Source organism: Campylobacter sp. FU_497 (assembly GCF_025772425.1).
Lineage (GTDB): Bacteria > Campylobacterota > Campylobacteria > Campylobacterales > Campylobacteraceae > Campylobacter_D > Campylobacter_D lari_C.
The window spans coordinates 123,444-138,937 of sequence record NZ_JAKMSC010000001.1; the positions used below are offsets into that span (position 1 = coordinate 123,444).

A 15,494-nucleotide genomic window follows, 5' to 3' on the forward strand; every position below is an offset into this window, starting at 1 on the left:
TTAAACCTTTAAGCATAAGTCCATCTTGCTTTTTTACCACGCGTATCAATATGTATAAAACCTACATAAGGATTATCAAAATTATGTTTTATAGCAATCCCTAAACCTCTTTCGCCAAAATTATCTAAAACATATTGATGAACTTCCTCTGTTTTAATACCCTTAACTACAAAGTCTACTGCACTCCCTAAGGTGTGTTGAGATTTAGGGGAACCGCCAACTTTAGCATTATGAGAAGCACATCTATAAGCACTATTTATAATTATAGGCGAGTTAAAATGCTCCCTTATTTGACAAATAATATCCACAAGCTCATCACTTGGTACACCTTTTGGCAATTCACATTTTCCACATCTGCATTTAAACTCATCAAGTTTAAAATAAGGGTTTGCTTTCATTTTCTTCTCCTTGTGGTTTTGAAAAAATCTCTATATTAAATTTAAGTCTATAGGCAAATAATGATGAATTGATAAATCCGCTTTCAATGCTGCTTAATAGTTTTTTGCTTGTGTTAAATTCAAAAAGTTTTAGTCTTAACTCATCTATTTTTTCTATAAGGGAGCTTTTGTCTTTATTGAAAGTGTGAGCACTAAAGATTAGAGAAAAACTTGCATTATCTTTATGGTGGTTAATGCTAGTTAATCCTTCAAGCATCAAATAAAGCCCACCTTGCTTTATATCCTCATAGTTTGCCACACCTATTGCGTTAAAGTGATTTAGTAATTCTTTGCTAACACTATCTAAGGTCAAAATCTATCCTTTCTTTGTTTAACTTTAAGTCTTAAAGAGCTTATTTGCCCAGATTCATCAACTAATGGTGCGTTTTGTATTTGCTTCAAAGAATTTTCTAAAAGCAATTTATCTTCTTCATCTAAAACAATTTTTAAGTAAATCTTAATACGAATATAAGCAAAATCCTCCCAAATAAAATGTGCGATATTTTTATTTTTACAAATATCATCAACATCTTTGGCAGCTTTTGCTACCACTTCTCGTGTAATTTCATCCGTGTTTGCTAAATTTAATTGTGCTCTCTTCATAAGATCTAGCTCTTTTAATGTAAGAGCTAGCATTTTAGGAGGAGTTAGCAAAAGAGTGTTCATTTATCTCTCTTTATTATTTTTATTTTTTTTGTTATCGCATTCTTTTTCAAAATCTTCTTTGTCTTTTGAGAATGCTTTTTTCTCTTTTTCAAATTCATCTTTGTCTTTTAACAGCTGTTGTTTTTCTTTTTCAAATTCATCTTTGTCTTTTGAGAATGCTTTTTTCTCTTTTTCAAATTCATCTTTGTCTTTTAACAGCTGTTGTTTTTCTTTTTCAAAATCTTCTTTGTCATTATTAATGGCAATATATTCTCTTTTATTTCTTAGCTTAGAAGCTGAAAGAATGTTGTCCATATTATTCCTCTTTTCCAGTTGATTTGTAAGCTAGTTGCCAAAGACCATAACCAGCATTATCTTCGCTGTCTATTCCATATTGGAAGGTTTTACGCATAAATGCAGCTTCATCGTTAGGATTATCTTTAGCTACAAATTCAGCACCTTTATTAATTTGTAATATGAAAGGTTTAATAGGTTTTGTTACATCAAATAAATACCATGAGTCTTGGTCTGTTAAATTTGATGTTGTAAATACCTCTACAACTCCTTTAAAAACATTGCTTGAACCATTGATTAAATCACTATTTACAATTTCAAGCGCTTTTGCTTCTAAGCTTAATGGAACTACTAAAAGAGCAGGATTAATATTTAAGGTTCGACCGCTTTCATTAGTTAATGCACGCATGTTTTTTCTAGCTTCCATAAGGCTTGCTGCGCTTAACTTTTTACTACCAAGATTTGAAAAACTTTCTCCGCCTATGTCATGATCAATTGCAAAGAAAGCTTTACCATCAAAACAAGTTTGATTTTGTTCTAAAAGTGTAAAAATAAGATCGTTGTAATGGTTATGTACTTCATATGCTAACATTTCAATTTGAGGTTTAACTATTCCCAAATTATCATAAGTTATTACATCTCTTTGAACCTCAATAGAACTTTCCCAATCTTTTTTTGTGATAGTATAACCTTGACCCTTAAGTTTGCTAAATTGTCTATCGCCAATCCATTCACGCATTTTTGGCAAGGAAGCTAAGAATTGATATTCTACTACCATAGAGTTGGCATTAGTTATCATAGCTAGCTTTTCATAATCTTTATTTCCAGCCTCAAGTGCGTTGTTAAATATTGTTGAAAAACCTTTGCTTACAGCTTGCATATAAGCTGGAGTTATTTCTGTAAAAGCCATTATTTATCTCCTTTTATTCCAAGTTGTTTAAAAACCTTTACTTCCAAGGCATTAAGTTCTCTTTTTTTGTTTGCAATGTTGAATTCTTTTTTACCCAAAATCACTCTAGCTTCTTCTTTGCAAACATTTAGGTATTCTTCTAAAACTTCGCCTTTCATATTTAAAGCCTTTTGATAGCGATTGGGTAAAATGAGACCATTTTGCAAAAGAGAATCAAGGCGTTTTTTGTTAAATTCAGCAAATGTTTCTTCATTTTTGTTTAACGCTTGTTCTAATTTCAAACTAAGCTCAGTAATTTTTGCTTTTAATTCTTCATTTTCTTGTTTTAAATTCAAGAGTTCTTCATTGACATTTTGATCTTGAGAATTTTCTATAGTTTTTTCTATAGTTTGTGTATTTTCATCTGCTTTTTCTTCTAGCTCATTGGCTAAATCTTCTATTTTTTTTAATTCTTCTTCATTCATAGTATTCCTTTCTTTGAAAAATGTTTTAATTTTATTTAAAGCTTTATTTAAAAGATTTGGCTGATTAACAAGCCCCATTGCATCTAAGGCAATTACATTTTTATCATTATCTACATAGTATTCAGGACTTAAATATCTAAAAGCTTTTTCTTCTACAAGCTTTTTACCATTTGGAGTTAATTCCAAATTTGCATAAACTCCATCATTTCTTAATTCTAAAGAGTCTTTGTCAAACCAACCATAAGCTTCCCCTCCTTGATGATTTAAATTAAGTGGAATATCAAGACCATTTTTTTGTATGTTTTTAATAAGTTTCTCTCCATCTATTTTAAATACTCTTCCATCAATTCCACGAGTTGTTCCGATTGGAGATATTTTAATTTTGTCTTTTGTAATTTGTGAGTTTAATTCAAGTAATAAACCTTGCACTTGCACCTTCTTTGTTTTTTTGCGTAATCATAAAATAAAAAACGCTTTCAAAACACCCATTTAAAGCATATATAGACTGATTTAAAAAAATAATAAAAATATAATTTCAGGCAAACTTAGAAAAAGGTTATTTATGAGTAAAAGAGAACTTGTTAAAAGTCTTTTTGTGCAAGGGATGAGTATTGAGAAAATATGCACCTTAACAGGACTTAGTAGACAAGGTATATATTATATGAAAAAAGATGATTTTTCTAAAGGTATTGATTGGGAGAATTTGAAATTAGTAGCTTTAAGAGATGAAAAAGATTTAGAAAATAAGGAAGCTATTTTTTTAAACGCACTAATTAGTGAGTTTGAAAGATTTTTAGAAGGTGCTAGTAAAAATGAACTTGATATTGATACATTAGAAGCTTTAAATAAATACGCTAAAACCTACTGGGCTATCAAAGCTCCACAAAAAGTTGATATTAAGGCTTTAAATTTACAAACTTGCAAAAAAACAATCGATTCTATTATTGAGTTAGCTAGTTCCAATGAAGTAGTTTGTGAGTGGCTTAGCGATAATAGTGATTTAATTATTTCAAAGGTTTTAAAATGAATGAGCTTGGCATCATTTGCGACATTAAAGAGGGCAAAGCAAAAGTTGCTATTGGAGAAATGGTAACTGATTTTTTAAATGTTTTTCAAGCTTTTTCAAATTCTTACGCAGTGAGCTTTTCACCTTTAAGAATAGGAGAACAAGTTTTAGTAATGCCTGTGCGTGGAGATTTAAATTCAGGTGTAATTTTGCGTGGGCTTTATCAAGAAAAACACAAATCAAAAAACACAGATACTAATACTTTTAATATAGACTTTGAAGATGGAACACACCTAGAATATAACTCTAAAAGTAGCACTTTAAAGCTTGATGTAACTAAAGATATAAGTATTACTTGCGTAGATAAAACCATTAATAACCAAAACGACACCTTAAACACTCAAAGTCATACCACAAACGCTAACACCATAACGCTTAATGCCCCAAGCATTAATTTAAATGGTAACACTCAAATTGCAGGAGCAATTTCTACAAGTGGCAAAGGTGGAGAAAGTGGGACTTTTAGCATAAAGGGGAATTTAAATTTAATTGGTGATTTAAAGGTTAGTGGAAATATAAGTGATAGCAAAGGTGATTTAACAAATCATACTCATTCTTGCACAGATGGTGCTACGGCGGTAAGTAGATGAAATATTTAGCAAGCATTGAAGAAAGTGTTAAAGATATTTTAATCACTCCTTTGGGTTCAAGAGTAATGAGACCTGAGTATGGTTCTTTGCTTTATACGCTAATAGATAGAAAAATCGATGATGATTTTAAAATTAAACTTACTAGATATACAGCAGAGGCTATTTCAAAGTGGGAAAAAAGAGTAAAACTAAAAGGCGTAAGACTTAATGATTGCAAGGATAATAAATTAAGTATTACCTTGCTTTTTGAAAATTATCAGGATTTAAAAGTGGAGCTTAGTAAATGAGTGAAATTTTAAACGCTAATAATGCATACTTTAAACAAAGCTTTTTAAAAGATATTCCTTATCCAAAAATCATAGAAGAGCTTGATTTTGAAAAGATTTTAAAAGATCTTGAAGAGCTTTTTAAAAGCTTTTTAAATGAAAATGTAGAGCTTTTAGAATCAGATCCTTTTAAGGCTGTATTAGAAGCACTTGCTTATAGAGAAATGATAATTAGAGCAAGAATTAATGAATCCATAAAAGCTACATATTTACATTATGCTAGCGGAAGTGATTTGGATAATGTAGTAGCAAATGGCTATTTGATACAAAGGCTTAAAGGAGTTAAACCAACAGCCAAAGTAGAGTTTGAATTAAATACTTTACTTACTTATGATGTAATCATTCCAAAGGGTGCGATTTTTTCCAATGAAAATGCTGATATTGCCACCTTAAAAGAAGAAGTGATAATCAAAAAAGGACAAAACAAAGCACAAGGTATTTTAGAACTTGATGAGTTTGTGCAAAGTAAAGAAAGTAAAACCGAGTTTTTACAAACCCCACTGCCTTTTGTAACTAAAATAAAACAACTTGAAAGTTTTAGTGGTGGAGCAAGTGAAGAAAGTGATGAGGCTTTAAGAGAAAGAGCTGTGATGAGTGTGCATAGATTTTCAACAGCAGGAAGTGAAAAAGGATATATCTATCATGCCCTAAGTGCAAGTGCTAAGGTAGCTTCTATTAAAGCTTTAAACAATGGAGCAGGAAAAGTAAGAGTTATTATTAAAAGTGAAGATGAATCAAGTGTTGATGTGGTTAAAGAGTATTTAAGTGCAGATGAAAGAAGACCTTTAACTGATGAAGTAAGCGTGGAGTTAGCTAAGAAAAGAGAGTTTATTATAGAAGCTAAACTTTTGCTTTTAGAATTAAGTCGTGCTAATGAAATTAGTGAAAAAATCAATGCCTTACAAAGTGATTTTGATTTAAGTGTAGATTTAGCACTGGGATTTATTTATAAATGCTTACATCAAGATGGGGTTTATAAGAGTGAAATTTTAAGCATTAAAGAAAAAATCACAAATGAAGAAAAGCAAGAGTTAAAAGACTTACCTTTAGCAAACATAATAATAGCTGATGATGAGTTTGCAAAAATTAGCTTTGAACTTAGCTATGAAAAGGCTATATTATGAGTAACTTAGTTTTAAACCACCACCCAAAACAAAGCAAAGCTATTGATTTAAGTGCAAAGGCAAGATTTGAAGATTTGAATTTAGCTAGTATCACAAATTTAGCACAGCATTGTGATGAAAGATTATTGCCAATTTTAGCAAATGCTTATGATGTAAGTATTGATGGTTTAAGCCAAAAAGAAGCAAGAGCGCTTTTAAGCAAAGCTTTAATGCTTAAAAGACATGCAGGAACTACCTATGCCATAAAAGAAAGCTTAAAAGCAGTATTTGATACAGCTTTAGTAGAAGAATGGTTTAATTATGATGGTAAGCCTTATCATTTTAAAGTAAAAGTAACTAGCTCTCATAAACCTTTTGATGAAAACACTTTTAAACAGCTTGAAAAACTTATTTATGAGTATAAAAATGTACGTAGTGTTTTAGAAAGTATTGAGTTAAAAGTGCAAAGTAATTGTAATAAATACAATGCTAGTGCCAATTTTACAATAGAAAATATAAGTGTTTTACCGCTTAGAGTAAGACAAAGACAAGCAAAGCTTTCTTCTTTTAACGCAATAGCTGTTTTTATTAGTGAGAAAAATATACAAAGTGGAGTTGTTTTATGAATAGTGAATTTTACACCATACTCACAAAAATAGGTATAGCAAAAATCATCGATGCAAGAGCTAGTGGAAAAGCTATAGTTCTTTCTAAATTTAAAGCCTCTTCAAAAGTTATCATTCCTAAAGAAGAGATGCAAAATTTAGAAGAGATTGTATATGAAGCAAATATTAATTCTAAATATGTGGATGAAAAAAATGATCATCATTTGATTTTAGAATGCATTATAGGTGCAAAAGAAGGTGGATTTGAGATTAATGCTATAGGTATATATGATGATGAAAATGATTTAATCGCTATAGGGAATGTCCCAAGAACCTATAAGCCACTTTTAGAAGAAGGTGCTGCCAAAGAGATTATCTTTAAAATCATAATGGAACTTTCTAATACTAAAGATGTGATCTTAGAACTTGATAAGAGCATGGCTTTAGCAAGTAAAGATTATGTTGATAATATGAAAATAAATCTCTTATTGCCTATAACAAGTAATTCTAATGCTATCTTAAAAATTTTTAATGAAAAAATAGACAAAATCAAAGGAGAATAAATGAGTGTTGATATGAGTTCAAAAATAGATGAATTAGCTCACAATATAGGAGAAGTCATAAATAGAGCTGATGCATTGATGGATAAATTTGAAAAAAATGAAGGTGACATTGCTGGTATTGAGGAAAAACTAGAAAAAGCCGCAACAACAGATAAAGATAATTCATTTAGTGGAAATAATTCTTTTGAAAAACCTATAAGTATTCCAGAGGCTACCAAAGAAAACGAAGGAATTAATTTAGGTCAAGCTGATGGTAGATATTCTAAAATTTTAACTAAAAACTTAGAAATTACAGTAGGTACTAGTGGAATGTTTAAAACATTGCAAGAAGCTTTTGCTGAAGCTTCTAAATATTCTAGTTCGGCGTATATGTCTATAAGAATAAAATTACTAAATGAATTAACAATTACAGATAGAGCTTATTTAAATAATCATAATGGTGCAAATATTATTTTAGATGGTAATAATAATACTATTAAGACTAATAATAAATCTGCTTTATTTTTTTATGGGTTTAGCAACAATATTATCATAAAAAACATAACTTTGGAAAATATAGGTAGATATCAAGATAGTAGTGATGCTTTTTTATCAGGTATTACTGCTGATTTATTATCATGCATAGCCATAGAAGGAGAAAGTGTTAATATCAAAGGTTTTAAAATAGGAGTAATGTCTGGAACAGGCTCTAAAATATCAACCAAGTTTTGTAAAAAAGTTAATATAGAAAATTGTAAGTGGGGATTATGGGGATTATCCTCAGGAGAAGTATTAGGTTTTAACACTAATATTAAAAATTGCGAGGTAGCTAATTTTGTATCTGAAAACGGAAAGATTACAATTAAAGCTCAAATTCTAGAAGGTAATACTACTGATTACAATGTTCCTATTAACACATCTAATAACCCTAGTGGATATATTTGTAAAACAAATTAAGGAGAATATAATGATAATTGATAAAAACAATATAACACCTCAAGGAGCAAATATAAGTCTTTCATTAATACAATGGTCTATAGAATCAAGAAACACTCTTTCTATAGTAAATAGAGAATTAAATAAAGATGAGAATGATGAATATATAGATGATATCACACCACAAGAAATTGAAAATGGTACTAAAGCGGTTAAAGAACACTGTCTAGCAAATAAAAATGAGAATTTATATTTTGAGTACTTACTAGCAATTTCACAAGAAGATGAAAAATTAAATATTTTAAAAGAAAAGAAAAAATATGAAATTCAAACTAAAAGAGATGAAGCTTTAGAAAGCGGACTTATTTATAATGAGCATACTTTCCAAACAAGAGAAAAAGACAAGCAAAATATCATTGGAGCTGTAACTAATTTAATGCTTGATATACAAAGTGAAGCTAACTCAATTTCTGAAATCATTTGGATTGATATAAATGATGAAAAAGTGACTTTTACACCACAAGATTTTTTAAAATTTGCTTCAATGGTGGCTTATCATACCCAAGAAATTACATTTAAAGCAAATGCATTAAAAGAAAGAATAGAGCAAGCTAAATCCAAGCAAGATTTAGAAGCTATTGTTTGGGAGGAATGATGAAAAAAGTAATTTTAAAACCATTTAGCAAAGATAGATTTATACTTGTGCAAGATTATGAGTTTAGTTTAAAAAGCTTTAAAGGAAAAATACCTGCTAATTTTACAAGCAATGGAGCAAATATTCCTAGAATTTTTTGGAGTATTTTCCCGCCAAACTCACCTGAATATTTAAGTGCGGTTGTTGTGCATGATTATTTATGCGAAAAAGCTAATTCTAGAAATGATTATAAATTAGCAGATTTGGCTTTAAAAGAAGCTATGCAAGCCTTAGGATGTTCTAGTGTTAAAACTTTTATTTTTTATCATGCGTGCAATAGCTTTCATGCAATTAAATGCTTTTTAAAAGGTATTTAAAGGAGTTTAAAATGGATTATGGCATTTCTTATATACCAGAAGATGGGCAAGGTGGCTTAATAAAGCCTCCAACTCAAAAACCAGAAGTAATTGATAAAGAATTTATAGAAAAACTTATAAATGAAAAACTAAGTCATACTAAAGATGGTTTAAATGGCAAAAATGCTTTAAACATAGAACTTAAAGTAGAAGATAAAAAGCTTTTTTATAGACATTCTTTAAAAGAAAATCCTATTTTTACTTTTAAAGAAAAAATAGAGCTTCAAGCAAGCTCTTTGGCTTATTTTGAAAAATTTACAATTAAAAGCTTTCCAAATAATGCAAAAAAAGCAAAAATATCTTTAGTTACTATTTTTGCAGATAATGGAAAAAATTTTAGCATTAGTGCTAATACTCAAGGATCTTATGAGTATCTTGGAAAATTAAATCCAAAAGAAGCAAGCACTGTGTTAATCAATGAAAAAAGTGCAATGTTTAAAGCAGAATTAGATTATAAAATTTTAAAAGAAAACACTCTAAGTTCTATTGAGCAAGCTTTATATATTGATAAGATTTTTATCACTTTAGATTTAATTGATGAAAATGAGCAAGTCATATCAAAATGCGTTGTTTCTTATACATTCTTACAAGAAGATTTAAACTCAGATTTTCAAGAATTATATGATTTTAATAATGCAGCTAACACTTTAAGCACAAAAACAAAAGAATTAAAAAAAAGGAGTTAAATAATGGCAGCTAATTATGGAGTTAATTTTACTATAGAAAATGGTGCAGCAAGTCCTATAGCTATACAAAGTGATACACCTATAGGTATAGCTGGAGTGATTGAGGGTGCAAGTAAAGATATGATTTATACTAAGGCTGGATATGATAGCACTCAAACTATGCCAATTTTTGCTTTTTCTAATGCAAGCAAAGCAAAAGAGTTTGTAGGTGATTTGATTAAAGAGCATAATTTACAAGATTTCAGACTCTTAGACGCTTTAGAATGCATTAATTTGCAAAATGTTTCTAATGTGATTATCATTAGTTTTTTTGAAAAAGATACAGAGGATGAAAACACTTTAGCAAATGCAAGTGAAGCGATAGAAATGTTTAAAAAAGCAAAGCATCGCACAGGCTTTGCTCCTGATTTAATCATCGCTCCTTATTATTCTCATGAAGCAGGTATAAAAGCTAAACTTCAAAGCGTAGCAGAGGCTATGAATATTACAGCTATAGTAGATTTATATGCAAATAATGCTGGAGAAGCTATTAATGCTATGGAAAGTTTTAGCTCAAAAAGATTGGTTGCCACTTGGCCTTGGGTGCAAATTTTAAATACCCAAGGAAAATACACCTATGTTCCTCAAAGTCCAATCATAGCAGCAATGATAGCACATACTGATGGAGATAAAGAATATGGCTTTAGCGATTCTTACTCCAATAGAGTTATGAATGGAGTAACTGGGAGTGAGCATTTTGTGGAATTTATTATGGGCGAAGATTGTGATGCAGATAGATTAAGAAAAAATCATATTTCAACTTGTATTCTTTATGAGGGCTTTAGAACTTGGGGCGGGGAAAGTAGTGATGAAGATACCATATGGCAAGATTTAGCAAGAGTAAGAACTTTTGATCGTATAGCCATAGCAGCCCAAAAGGCCTCTTTTAAAGCTATAGATAAAAAAGCTAGTGAGCTTTATTTTGTGAAGATTAGCGTTGAGGAAATGCTAAGAAATTTAAAAGGTGCTAAGGTTTTAATTGGCTATGATGTAGAGTGGGATGAGGAAAAAAACACTCCAAGCAATGTTAGTGCTGGTAAATTTTACTTAAAAGTAAAAATCATGAATAACCCAATTGTAAAACAACTAACCATTAACTTCAAATACTCAGATGAGTGGAGTGATGATTTGATTAAGAGCATTAGCGATCAATAAATAAATAAAAAAGGAGTAGTATGTTTAATAGAGTGCCTCAAGTAATAGAACAAGCAAATTGTTTTATAGATGGATATGGATATGCTGGAGTAGCAAGAGATATTACTTTACCTGTTATAGAACAAGAAGTATTAGAAAGTAAAGGTGCATTAAGTGCAAATTATGGCACAGGTGTGTTTAAAGCAATGGAATGCTCTTTTAAAATTAGTGAAATGGGAGAGCAAGCTTTTGAAGCTTTTGGTGTAAATACTTTTTCTAAAACAAAAATTCCTCTTGTTTTTAAGGCAAGCATTCATGAGAGTGGATCAGGTAAAGAAATACCTTTCATGGTTGAGTTAAATGGAGAATTTACTTCAATGACACCACCTTCTATCGTAGCAGGTGGAGAATTTACAAGCGAGATCAAAATCAATGTCCATTATATAAAGATCACAATGGATGGTAAAAAGTTATTTTTAGCTGATGTGAAAAATCTTATTTTAGAATTTAACGGCATTGATAAAATGGCAAAAGTAAAAGCAAATTTAAGTTTATAAGGAGAAAAAATGTCAAAAATCATCAAACTATCAAATGGAAATGAAGTCAAATTTAACGCACCAACAGCTGGAATGTTGCGTCGATCTATGGATATGCAAAAGGGCGAGGGCTCAAGAGCTTTTTATATTATCGGAGAATGTACTAATATGAGTTTAGAAGAACTAGATAAATTAAATCTTGAAGATATTACACTTTTAAGTAATACACTAAATGAGTACCAAACTCCCAGTGGGAGCAATAAATAATGAGGCTATTGCTTTAATAGCCCATTATTTGCATTTTTCTTATAATGAAATTATGAATTTAAATATAAAAGATTATCTTGAATTTTTAGATATTAGTTTAAAAATTGCTAAATCTAGCTAGCTTTTTTTAAAAGACAATAAATGAAAGTTAAAACAAAAAGACTTAAGGAAAAAAGTATAAAAAAAGAAGTGATATTAATAAAGCTTGCCAAATAATCATCACTTAAAAAAGAAAATAAAAAAGCGACAAAAACACCGAGTGTTAAAAAGGCTTTAAAAACGATTTTAAAGTTTTTTAAAAAGAATATTTTAGCGTTTAAATCATAGTCTATTTTTTTCATGAAATGGATTTTACAATAAAAAGGAAGATTATGCAAGATTTGGGACTTAGTTTTGGTATATCTTTAGCGTTTAAAGGATTTAAAGAATTTGCTAAAAATACTGAGGCTTTAAAAAAATTTAGCGCTAATTTAGACCAAAGCACAAAAAGCGTCAAAGCTTTAAATAAAAGCATAGATGCTCTTGAAAAATCAAAAGCTAAAATAAGTGCTTTGAAAGAAGAATTTGGTTCTATGAGTGGCGAACTTGTAGGAAAAGCAGCTGCTTCTTTAGCTGTTGTAGCTCCTGTTAAAATATCAGCTAATGTGGAGGATGATTTAAACCGCATCAACCAATATCTTAACATGGACAATCAAACTCTTAATACATTAAGGGAAAATTTCTTATCTCTTAGTTCTAGCTTAGGTGCTCCGGTAAATGAAATAATGAAATTAGGGGCAGAAGCAAGTAAACTTGGTATTAAAAGTCAAGAACAGATTTTGGCTTTTTCAAAACTTGGAATAAATTATCAAAAAGTTTTTGAATTAAGCAATGAAGAAGCCGCTGGCTTTATGAGTAAATTATCAAATATCTACAAGCTAAATGTAGATCAAATGCAAAGTTTAGGAGATAAGATAGTTAATGTAGCTAAAGTTTCTAATGTATCAGCTGCTAGTGTTGCTAGGGTAATGAATGAAGTAGGAGGCGATGCTAAGCTTATAGGAATGAATGCAGAGGCTACTGCAGCACTTAGTGCTGCTTTTGCAAGCGCTACTAAAGATGAGGGTGAAGCAGTAGGGACTTTTAAAGCTCTTACTGGAGTACTATCTACACTTAATAACGCCAGCGATGATGTCAAAAAACAATTTTTATCACTAGGTCTTAGTACAGAACAATTGAGTGCTTACTTTAAACAAGATGGTGCTGAGGCTGTAAAAATACTTTTAAATCAAATAAAAACATTACCAAAAGATGAAATGACAGATTTTTTAAACTCTGTTTTTGGAACTGGTGCTGCAGGTATGATGCAAAATTTAGTTGATAATACAGATAAATATGAGCAAGCATTAAAAAGCTTAAACAAAACTCAATCTGGTAGCTTAAACCAAGAATTTCACAAATTTAATTCCAGTACAAATGCAAACATCGATAAGCTTACAACATCAATCAGCAATCTAACAGCTTCACTAGGAGCCGCACTTGCACCTGCTGTTAATATAATAACTAAAGCTTTAAGTTCTGTTATTAATGCAATTAGATGGCTTGTGGATACCTTTCCAAACTTAAGTGCTGCAATAGGAACAGCAATAGTTGTGATAACTGCCTTAAGTGTAGCTGTAACTGCTTATAGAACAGGACTTATTCTCACTCAATTAGTCATGGCTAATTTTGCTTTTAGCATAACAAAAATAACTGCTGCTTTTAACATATTAAAAATCGCATTTTTAAGCAATCCTATAGGTCTTGTTTTAATGGCTATTGCTGCTATTGCTGCTTTGGTTATACTAAATTGGGATAAAGTAAAAAACTTTTTTATTTCATTTTTAGAAAAAATTAGTTCTGCTTTTTCTAGTTTTGGTGATTTCTTTAAAGGAATTTGGCAAGGTATTGGTGGTTTTTTTAGTTCCTTGTGGGATGGTTTGTTTGGATGGTTTGCATCTAAATTCGAGTGGTTAAGTTCTGCTTTTTCAAAAATCAAAGAGGTGGCTAAAAGTATTGGGGCTTTTTTTGGCTTTAGTGAAGACAAAAATCAAGAAGAAAATAAAAAACAAGAAAAAATAACACATGCAAATTCTAGCACCCCAATTACACCAAAATCAAATATAACTAACATAATAGAAGATAAGCCTGCTATGATTTCTAAAAAAGGTGAGCTTTCCACAAGAAATGAAATTAATGTAAATATAAATGGAACTTTTAATATAAGTTCAAAAGATGGAGTGTTTGATTTAAAAAATTTTGCAAAAGAAATTGAAAATAGTGTTTTATCAGCATTAAATAAGAATGCAGATAAAAAAGCACAAACAACTATATGGGGTTAAAAATGATATTTTGTTTAGGTGAATTTCAATTTGAAGCTTTAAACGTAGATGAACTTGAAAAAAGCTATGAATATGGTATTACGAGTATAGAGCGTATTAATAATCACAAGGCATTAATTAGTGTATCTAAAGCAAATGAAAGCATAAGAATAAGTGGAAAAACATTACCTTTAAGTAAAGATAAAAATACTTATTTAGATACTTTAAAGCAAATGGCTTCTCAAAATAAAAGTTACGCAATGTGTAGTGCTAGTGGAAGATATTTTGGAAATTTTGCAATTTTAAGCATAAATGAAAGACAAAGTGCATTTTTAAACGGAAGTGGCTTTTTAGTACAAAGTTTTGAACTTAACTTGCAAAGGGATTTTGATGAGTAAAATTTACATTGCTAAAGATGGAGAAAAGCTTGATAGCATAGTTTATAAACATTATGGCACCTTAGAATATTTTGATCAGGTTTTGATGGTAAATCCTAAACTAGAGCCTCTTTTAAAAACAGGAGATAAGATTGTTTTGCCAGTGATAAAGCAAAAAGAAAGTAAAGAGGATGTGCTATGGTAAAATGTCCTAATTTTAAAATAAAAGCAAATAATGAAGATATAACACAAAGAATTAGCAAAAATTTAATCAGCCTTAGTTTTGATGATAAAGCTAAAGATGAAAGCGATGAGTTAAGTATTAGCTTAAATGGACTTTATGCAAGAGCTCCTTTTGGAGATAAATTAGAACTTTGGCTGGGATTTGATGAAAAACTTTATAAATGTGGAACTTTTAGCATAAATGGTTTTAGTAAAAATTATGGTAATCACACAACAGATATTAAAGCTACTGCGATTAATTTTGCTAGTGATATTAAAAATAAAAAATCAAGAACATGGGAAAACACTAATCTTGCAGATATTGCTTTAAAAATTGCCACAGAAAACAACTTAAAAGCAAAAACAAACAACGCAAATAAAGCTTGTATCAAACATGAACTTCAAAATAATATAAGTGATATTGAGTTTATCTATACTTTATGTGCAAAATATGGTTTTTTAGCTTGTATAAAAGAACAAACTCTTATCATCATAGAGCAAAAACAAGCAGCACAAGAAGGAGTTGTAGGTGGAGGAGAGCAAGAAGGTGGTATTAAATATAGCTTTGATTTAAAAGATTTAAGTGATTTAAATATTAACATTAAAAATAGAAACAATTATACTGGTGTTAAAGTTAGCTATCAAGATATAGAACAAGCTGTTGTAAAAAATGTAATGAGCGGAAATGATAGTGCAGCTGTGTATGAGCTAAAAATCGCTGGAGTAAAAAATGAAAGCGAGGCTTTAAGGATAGCAAATGCTAAACTCGATGCTTTAAATGCAGCTTCTTACGAAGGAAGCTTTAGTATGCTTGGAGCAAACATAAAAGCAGGAGCGCGCGTAGAAATAAAAGGTATCGAAGAAAAAGCTATTTTTATAGTATCAAAGATGTAAAACATGACTTTTCTTTGAGTGGTTATACCATA

At 30.1% G+C, this 15,494-nt stretch carries 23 protein-coding genes and 1 pseudogene; 18 read left to right on the forward strand and 6 right to left on the reverse strand.

Annotation, left to right across the window (positions count from 1 at the left end; genetic code table 11):
* Positions 1 to 8: 8 nt before the first annotated feature.
* From L8W68_RS00670 to L8W68_RS00695, 6 genes are read right to left on the reverse strand one after another with little or no spacing between them, the layout of a single operon-like run.
* The gene (locus L8W68_RS00670; protein ID WP_263674612.1) at positions 9 to 398 is read right to left on the reverse strand and encodes a YcbK family protein; all 390 of its coding nucleotides are present in this window, start codon (positions 396 to 398) and stop codon (positions 9 to 11) included.
* Entirely contained in the window at positions 376 to 750 is a 375-nt protein-coding gene (locus tag L8W68_RS00675; RefSeq protein ID WP_263674613.1) for a hypothetical protein, read from the reverse strand. Before L8W68_RS00675 ends, L8W68_RS00670 begins: the two co-directional genes overlap by 23 nt.
* On the reverse strand, positions 747 to 1,103 hold the full coding sequence (locus tag L8W68_RS00680) for a hypothetical protein (RefSeq protein ID WP_263674614.1): 357 nt from the start codon (positions 1,101 to 1,103) through the stop codon (positions 747 to 749). The genes L8W68_RS00675 and L8W68_RS00680 overlap by 4 nt, the downstream gene beginning before the upstream one ends.
* The gene (locus tag L8W68_RS00685) at positions 1,104 to 1,397 is read right to left on the reverse strand and encodes a hypothetical protein (protein WP_263674615.1); all 294 of its coding nucleotides are present in this window, start codon (positions 1,395 to 1,397) and stop codon (positions 1,104 to 1,106) included.
* 1 nt (position 1,398) lies between these two features.
* Positions 1,399 to 2,286: a Mu-like prophage major head subunit gpT family protein gene (locus L8W68_RS00690; RefSeq protein WP_214136055.1), complete on the reverse strand. Its 888-nt coding sequence runs from the start codon at positions 2,284 to 2,286 to the stop codon at positions 1,399 to 1,401.
* Positions 2,286 to 3,179: a phage protease gene (locus L8W68_RS00695; RefSeq protein WP_240386815.1), complete on the reverse strand. Its 894-nt coding sequence runs from the start codon at positions 3,177 to 3,179 to the stop codon at positions 2,286 to 2,288. The genes L8W68_RS00690 and L8W68_RS00695 overlap by 1 nt, the downstream gene beginning before the upstream one ends.
* A 133-nt stretch (positions 3,180 to 3,312) precedes the next feature.
* Here L8W68_RS00695 and L8W68_RS00700 point away from each other — a divergent pair, with 133 nt between their 5' ends.
* The 18 genes and pseudogenes from L8W68_RS00700 to L8W68_RS00785 all read left to right on the forward strand — a co-directional run bounded on the left by L8W68_RS00700 (position 3,313) and on the right by L8W68_RS00785 (position 15,462).
* A complete protein-coding gene (locus tag L8W68_RS00700; protein WP_214136057.1) occupies positions 3,313 to 3,777 on the forward strand; it encodes a DUF1804 family protein in 465 nt (154 codons plus the stop codon).
* Positions 3,774 to 4,406 (forward strand): phage baseplate assembly protein V, encoded by a 633-nt coding sequence (locus tag L8W68_RS00705; RefSeq protein WP_263674616.1) that lies wholly within the window; start codon positions 3,774 to 3,776, stop codon positions 4,404 to 4,406. Before L8W68_RS00700 ends, L8W68_RS00705 begins: the two co-directional genes overlap by 4 nt.
* Positions 4,403 to 4,693 carry a GPW/gp25 family protein gene (locus L8W68_RS00710; protein WP_263674617.1) on the forward strand — a complete coding sequence of 97 codons (291 nt, stop codon included), beginning with the start codon at positions 4,403 to 4,405 and terminating at the stop codon, positions 4,691 to 4,693. Before L8W68_RS00705 ends, L8W68_RS00710 begins: the two co-directional genes overlap by 4 nt.
* Positions 4,690 to 5,856 (forward strand): baseplate J/gp47 family protein, encoded by a 1,167-nt coding sequence (locus L8W68_RS00715; RefSeq protein WP_263674618.1) that lies wholly within the window; start codon positions 4,690 to 4,692, stop codon positions 5,854 to 5,856. The genes L8W68_RS00710 and L8W68_RS00715 overlap by 4 nt, the downstream gene beginning before the upstream one ends.
* Positions 5,853 to 6,461 carry a phage tail protein I gene (locus tag L8W68_RS00720; RefSeq protein ID WP_263674620.1) on the forward strand — a complete coding sequence of 203 codons (609 nt, stop codon included), beginning with the start codon at positions 5,853 to 5,855 and terminating at the stop codon, positions 6,459 to 6,461. The genes L8W68_RS00715 and L8W68_RS00720 overlap by 4 nt, the downstream gene beginning before the upstream one ends.
* Positions 6,458 to 6,988 (forward strand): annotated as a pseudogene (locus L8W68_RS00725) (phage tail protein); the annotation flags it as partial. The gene L8W68_RS00720 and the pseudogene L8W68_RS00725, both read left to right, overlap by 4 nt.
* 15 nt (positions 6,989 to 7,003) lie before the next feature.
* On the forward strand, positions 7,004 to 7,939 hold the full coding sequence (locus L8W68_RS00730; protein WP_263674621.1) for a hypothetical protein: 936 nt from the start codon (positions 7,004 to 7,006) through the stop codon (positions 7,937 to 7,939).
* Between the two features lie 10 nt (positions 7,940 to 7,949).
* Positions 7,950 to 8,573, forward strand: a complete 624-nt coding sequence (locus L8W68_RS00735) for a DUF4376 domain-containing protein (protein WP_263674622.1) — start codon at positions 7,950 to 7,952, stop codon at positions 8,571 to 8,573.
* Positions 8,573 to 8,929 carry a DUF1353 domain-containing protein gene (locus L8W68_RS00740; protein WP_263674623.1) on the forward strand — a complete coding sequence of 119 codons (357 nt, stop codon included), beginning with the start codon at positions 8,573 to 8,575 and terminating at the stop codon, positions 8,927 to 8,929. Before L8W68_RS00735 ends, L8W68_RS00740 begins: the two co-directional genes overlap by 1 nt.
* Before the next feature lie 11 nt (positions 8,930 to 8,940).
* Complete coding sequence (locus L8W68_RS00745; protein WP_263674624.1) at positions 8,941 to 9,654, forward strand: hypothetical protein; 714 nt, start codon at positions 8,941 to 8,943, stop codon at positions 9,652 to 9,654.
* 3 nt (positions 9,655 to 9,657) lie between these two features.
* Positions 9,658 to 10,848, forward strand: coding sequence for a phage tail sheath family protein (locus L8W68_RS00750; RefSeq protein ID WP_263674625.1), 1,191 nt, complete (start codon positions 9,658 to 9,660; stop codon positions 10,846 to 10,848).
* 20 nt (positions 10,849 to 10,868) lie between these two features.
* Positions 10,869 to 11,384, forward strand: a complete 516-nt coding sequence (locus L8W68_RS00755; protein ID WP_214136407.1) for a phage major tail tube protein — start codon at positions 10,869 to 10,871, stop codon at positions 11,382 to 11,384.
* Between the two features lie 9 nt (positions 11,385 to 11,393).
* Positions 11,394 to 11,630, forward strand: coding sequence for a phage tail assembly protein (locus tag L8W68_RS00760; protein ID WP_214136408.1), 237 nt, complete (start codon positions 11,394 to 11,396; stop codon positions 11,628 to 11,630).
* Positions 11,614 to 11,751, forward strand: a complete 138-nt coding sequence (locus tag L8W68_RS00765) for a hypothetical protein (protein ID WP_214136409.1) — start codon at positions 11,614 to 11,616, stop codon at positions 11,749 to 11,751. The genes L8W68_RS00760 and L8W68_RS00765 overlap by 17 nt, the downstream gene beginning before the upstream one ends.
* 250 nt (positions 11,752 to 12,001) lie before the next feature.
* A complete protein-coding gene (locus L8W68_RS00770; RefSeq protein ID WP_263674626.1) occupies positions 12,002 to 13,990 on the forward strand; it encodes a phage tail tape measure protein in 1,989 nt (662 codons plus the stop codon).
* A 2-nt stretch (positions 13,991 to 13,992) separates the two neighbouring features.
* Positions 13,993 to 14,367 (forward strand): phage tail protein, encoded by a 375-nt coding sequence (locus L8W68_RS00775; protein ID WP_263674627.1) that lies wholly within the window; start codon positions 13,993 to 13,995, stop codon positions 14,365 to 14,367.
* Positions 14,360 to 14,551 (forward strand): tail protein X, encoded by a 192-nt coding sequence (locus tag L8W68_RS00780; protein ID WP_214136405.1) that lies wholly within the window; start codon positions 14,360 to 14,362, stop codon positions 14,549 to 14,551. Before L8W68_RS00775 ends, L8W68_RS00780 begins: the two co-directional genes overlap by 8 nt.
* Positions 14,545 to 15,462, forward strand: coding sequence for a phage late control D family protein (locus L8W68_RS00785; RefSeq protein WP_263674629.1), 918 nt, complete (start codon positions 14,545 to 14,547; stop codon positions 15,460 to 15,462). Before L8W68_RS00780 ends, L8W68_RS00785 begins: the two co-directional genes overlap by 7 nt.
* Positions 15,463 to 15,494: the final 32 nt, after the last annotated feature.

Excerpts from the sequence above, each read along its gene's own strand:
- L8W68_RS00775 (WP_263674627.1), top strand. The coding sequence starts at position 13,993 with ATGATATTTTGTTTAGGTGAATTTCAATTTGAAGCTTTAAACGTAGAT.
- L8W68_RS00730 (WP_263674621.1), top strand. The coding sequence starts at position 7,004 with ATGAGTGTTGATATGAGTTCAAAAATAGATGAATTAGCTCACAATATA.
- L8W68_RS00710 (WP_263674617.1), top strand. The coding sequence starts at position 4,403 with ATGAAATATTTAGCAAGCATTGAAGAAAGTGTTAAAGATATTTTAATC.
- L8W68_RS00760 (WP_214136408.1), top strand. The coding sequence starts at position 11,394 with ATGTCAAAAATCATCAAACTATCAAATGGAAATGAAGTCAAATTTAAC.
- L8W68_RS00700 (WP_214136057.1), top strand. The coding sequence starts at position 3,313 with ATGAGTAAAAGAGAACTTGTTAAAAGTCTTTTTGTGCAAGGGATGAGT.
- L8W68_RS00715 (WP_263674618.1), top strand. The coding sequence starts at position 4,690 with ATGAGTGAAATTTTAAACGCTAATAATGCATACTTTAAACAAAGCTTT.
- L8W68_RS00735 (WP_263674622.1), top strand. The coding sequence starts at position 7,950 with ATGATAATTGATAAAAACAATATAACACCTCAAGGAGCAAATATAAGT.
- L8W68_RS00770 (WP_263674626.1), top strand. The coding sequence starts at position 12,002 with ATGCAAGATTTGGGACTTAGTTTTGGTATATCTTTAGCGTTTAAAGGA.
- L8W68_RS00720 (WP_263674620.1), top strand. The coding sequence starts at position 5,853 with ATGAGTAACTTAGTTTTAAACCACCACCCAAAACAAAGCAAAGCTATT.
- L8W68_RS00785 (WP_263674629.1), top strand. The coding sequence starts at position 14,545 with ATGGTAAAATGTCCTAATTTTAAAATAAAAGCAAATAATGAAGATATA.
- L8W68_RS00780 (WP_214136405.1), top strand. The coding sequence starts at position 14,360 with ATGAGTAAAATTTACATTGCTAAAGATGGAGAAAAGCTTGATAGCATA.
- L8W68_RS00755 (WP_214136407.1), top strand. The coding sequence starts at position 10,869 with ATGTTTAATAGAGTGCCTCAAGTAATAGAACAAGCAAATTGTTTTATA.
- L8W68_RS00685 (WP_263674615.1), bottom strand. The coding sequence starts at position 1,397 with ATGGACAACATTCTTTCAGCTTCTAAGCTAAGAAATAAAAGAGAATAT.
- L8W68_RS00670 (WP_263674612.1), bottom strand. The coding sequence starts at position 398 with ATGAAAGCAAACCCTTATTTTAAACTTGATGAGTTTAAATGCAGATGT.
- L8W68_RS00690 (WP_214136055.1), bottom strand. The coding sequence starts at position 2,286 with ATGGCTTTTACAGAAATAACTCCAGCTTATATGCAAGCTGTAAGCAAA.
- L8W68_RS00680 (WP_263674614.1), bottom strand. The coding sequence starts at position 1,103 with ATGAACACTCTTTTGCTAACTCCTCCTAAAATGCTAGCTCTTACATTA.
- L8W68_RS00705 (WP_263674616.1), top strand. The coding sequence starts at position 3,774 with ATGAATGAGCTTGGCATCATTTGCGACATTAAAGAGGGCAAAGCAAAA.
- L8W68_RS00750 (WP_263674625.1), top strand. The coding sequence starts at position 9,658 with ATGGCAGCTAATTATGGAGTTAATTTTACTATAGAAAATGGTGCAGCA.
- L8W68_RS00740 (WP_263674623.1), top strand. The coding sequence starts at position 8,573 with ATGAAAAAAGTAATTTTAAAACCATTTAGCAAAGATAGATTTATACTT.
- L8W68_RS00745 (WP_263674624.1), top strand. The coding sequence starts at position 8,941 with ATGGATTATGGCATTTCTTATATACCAGAAGATGGGCAAGGTGGCTTA.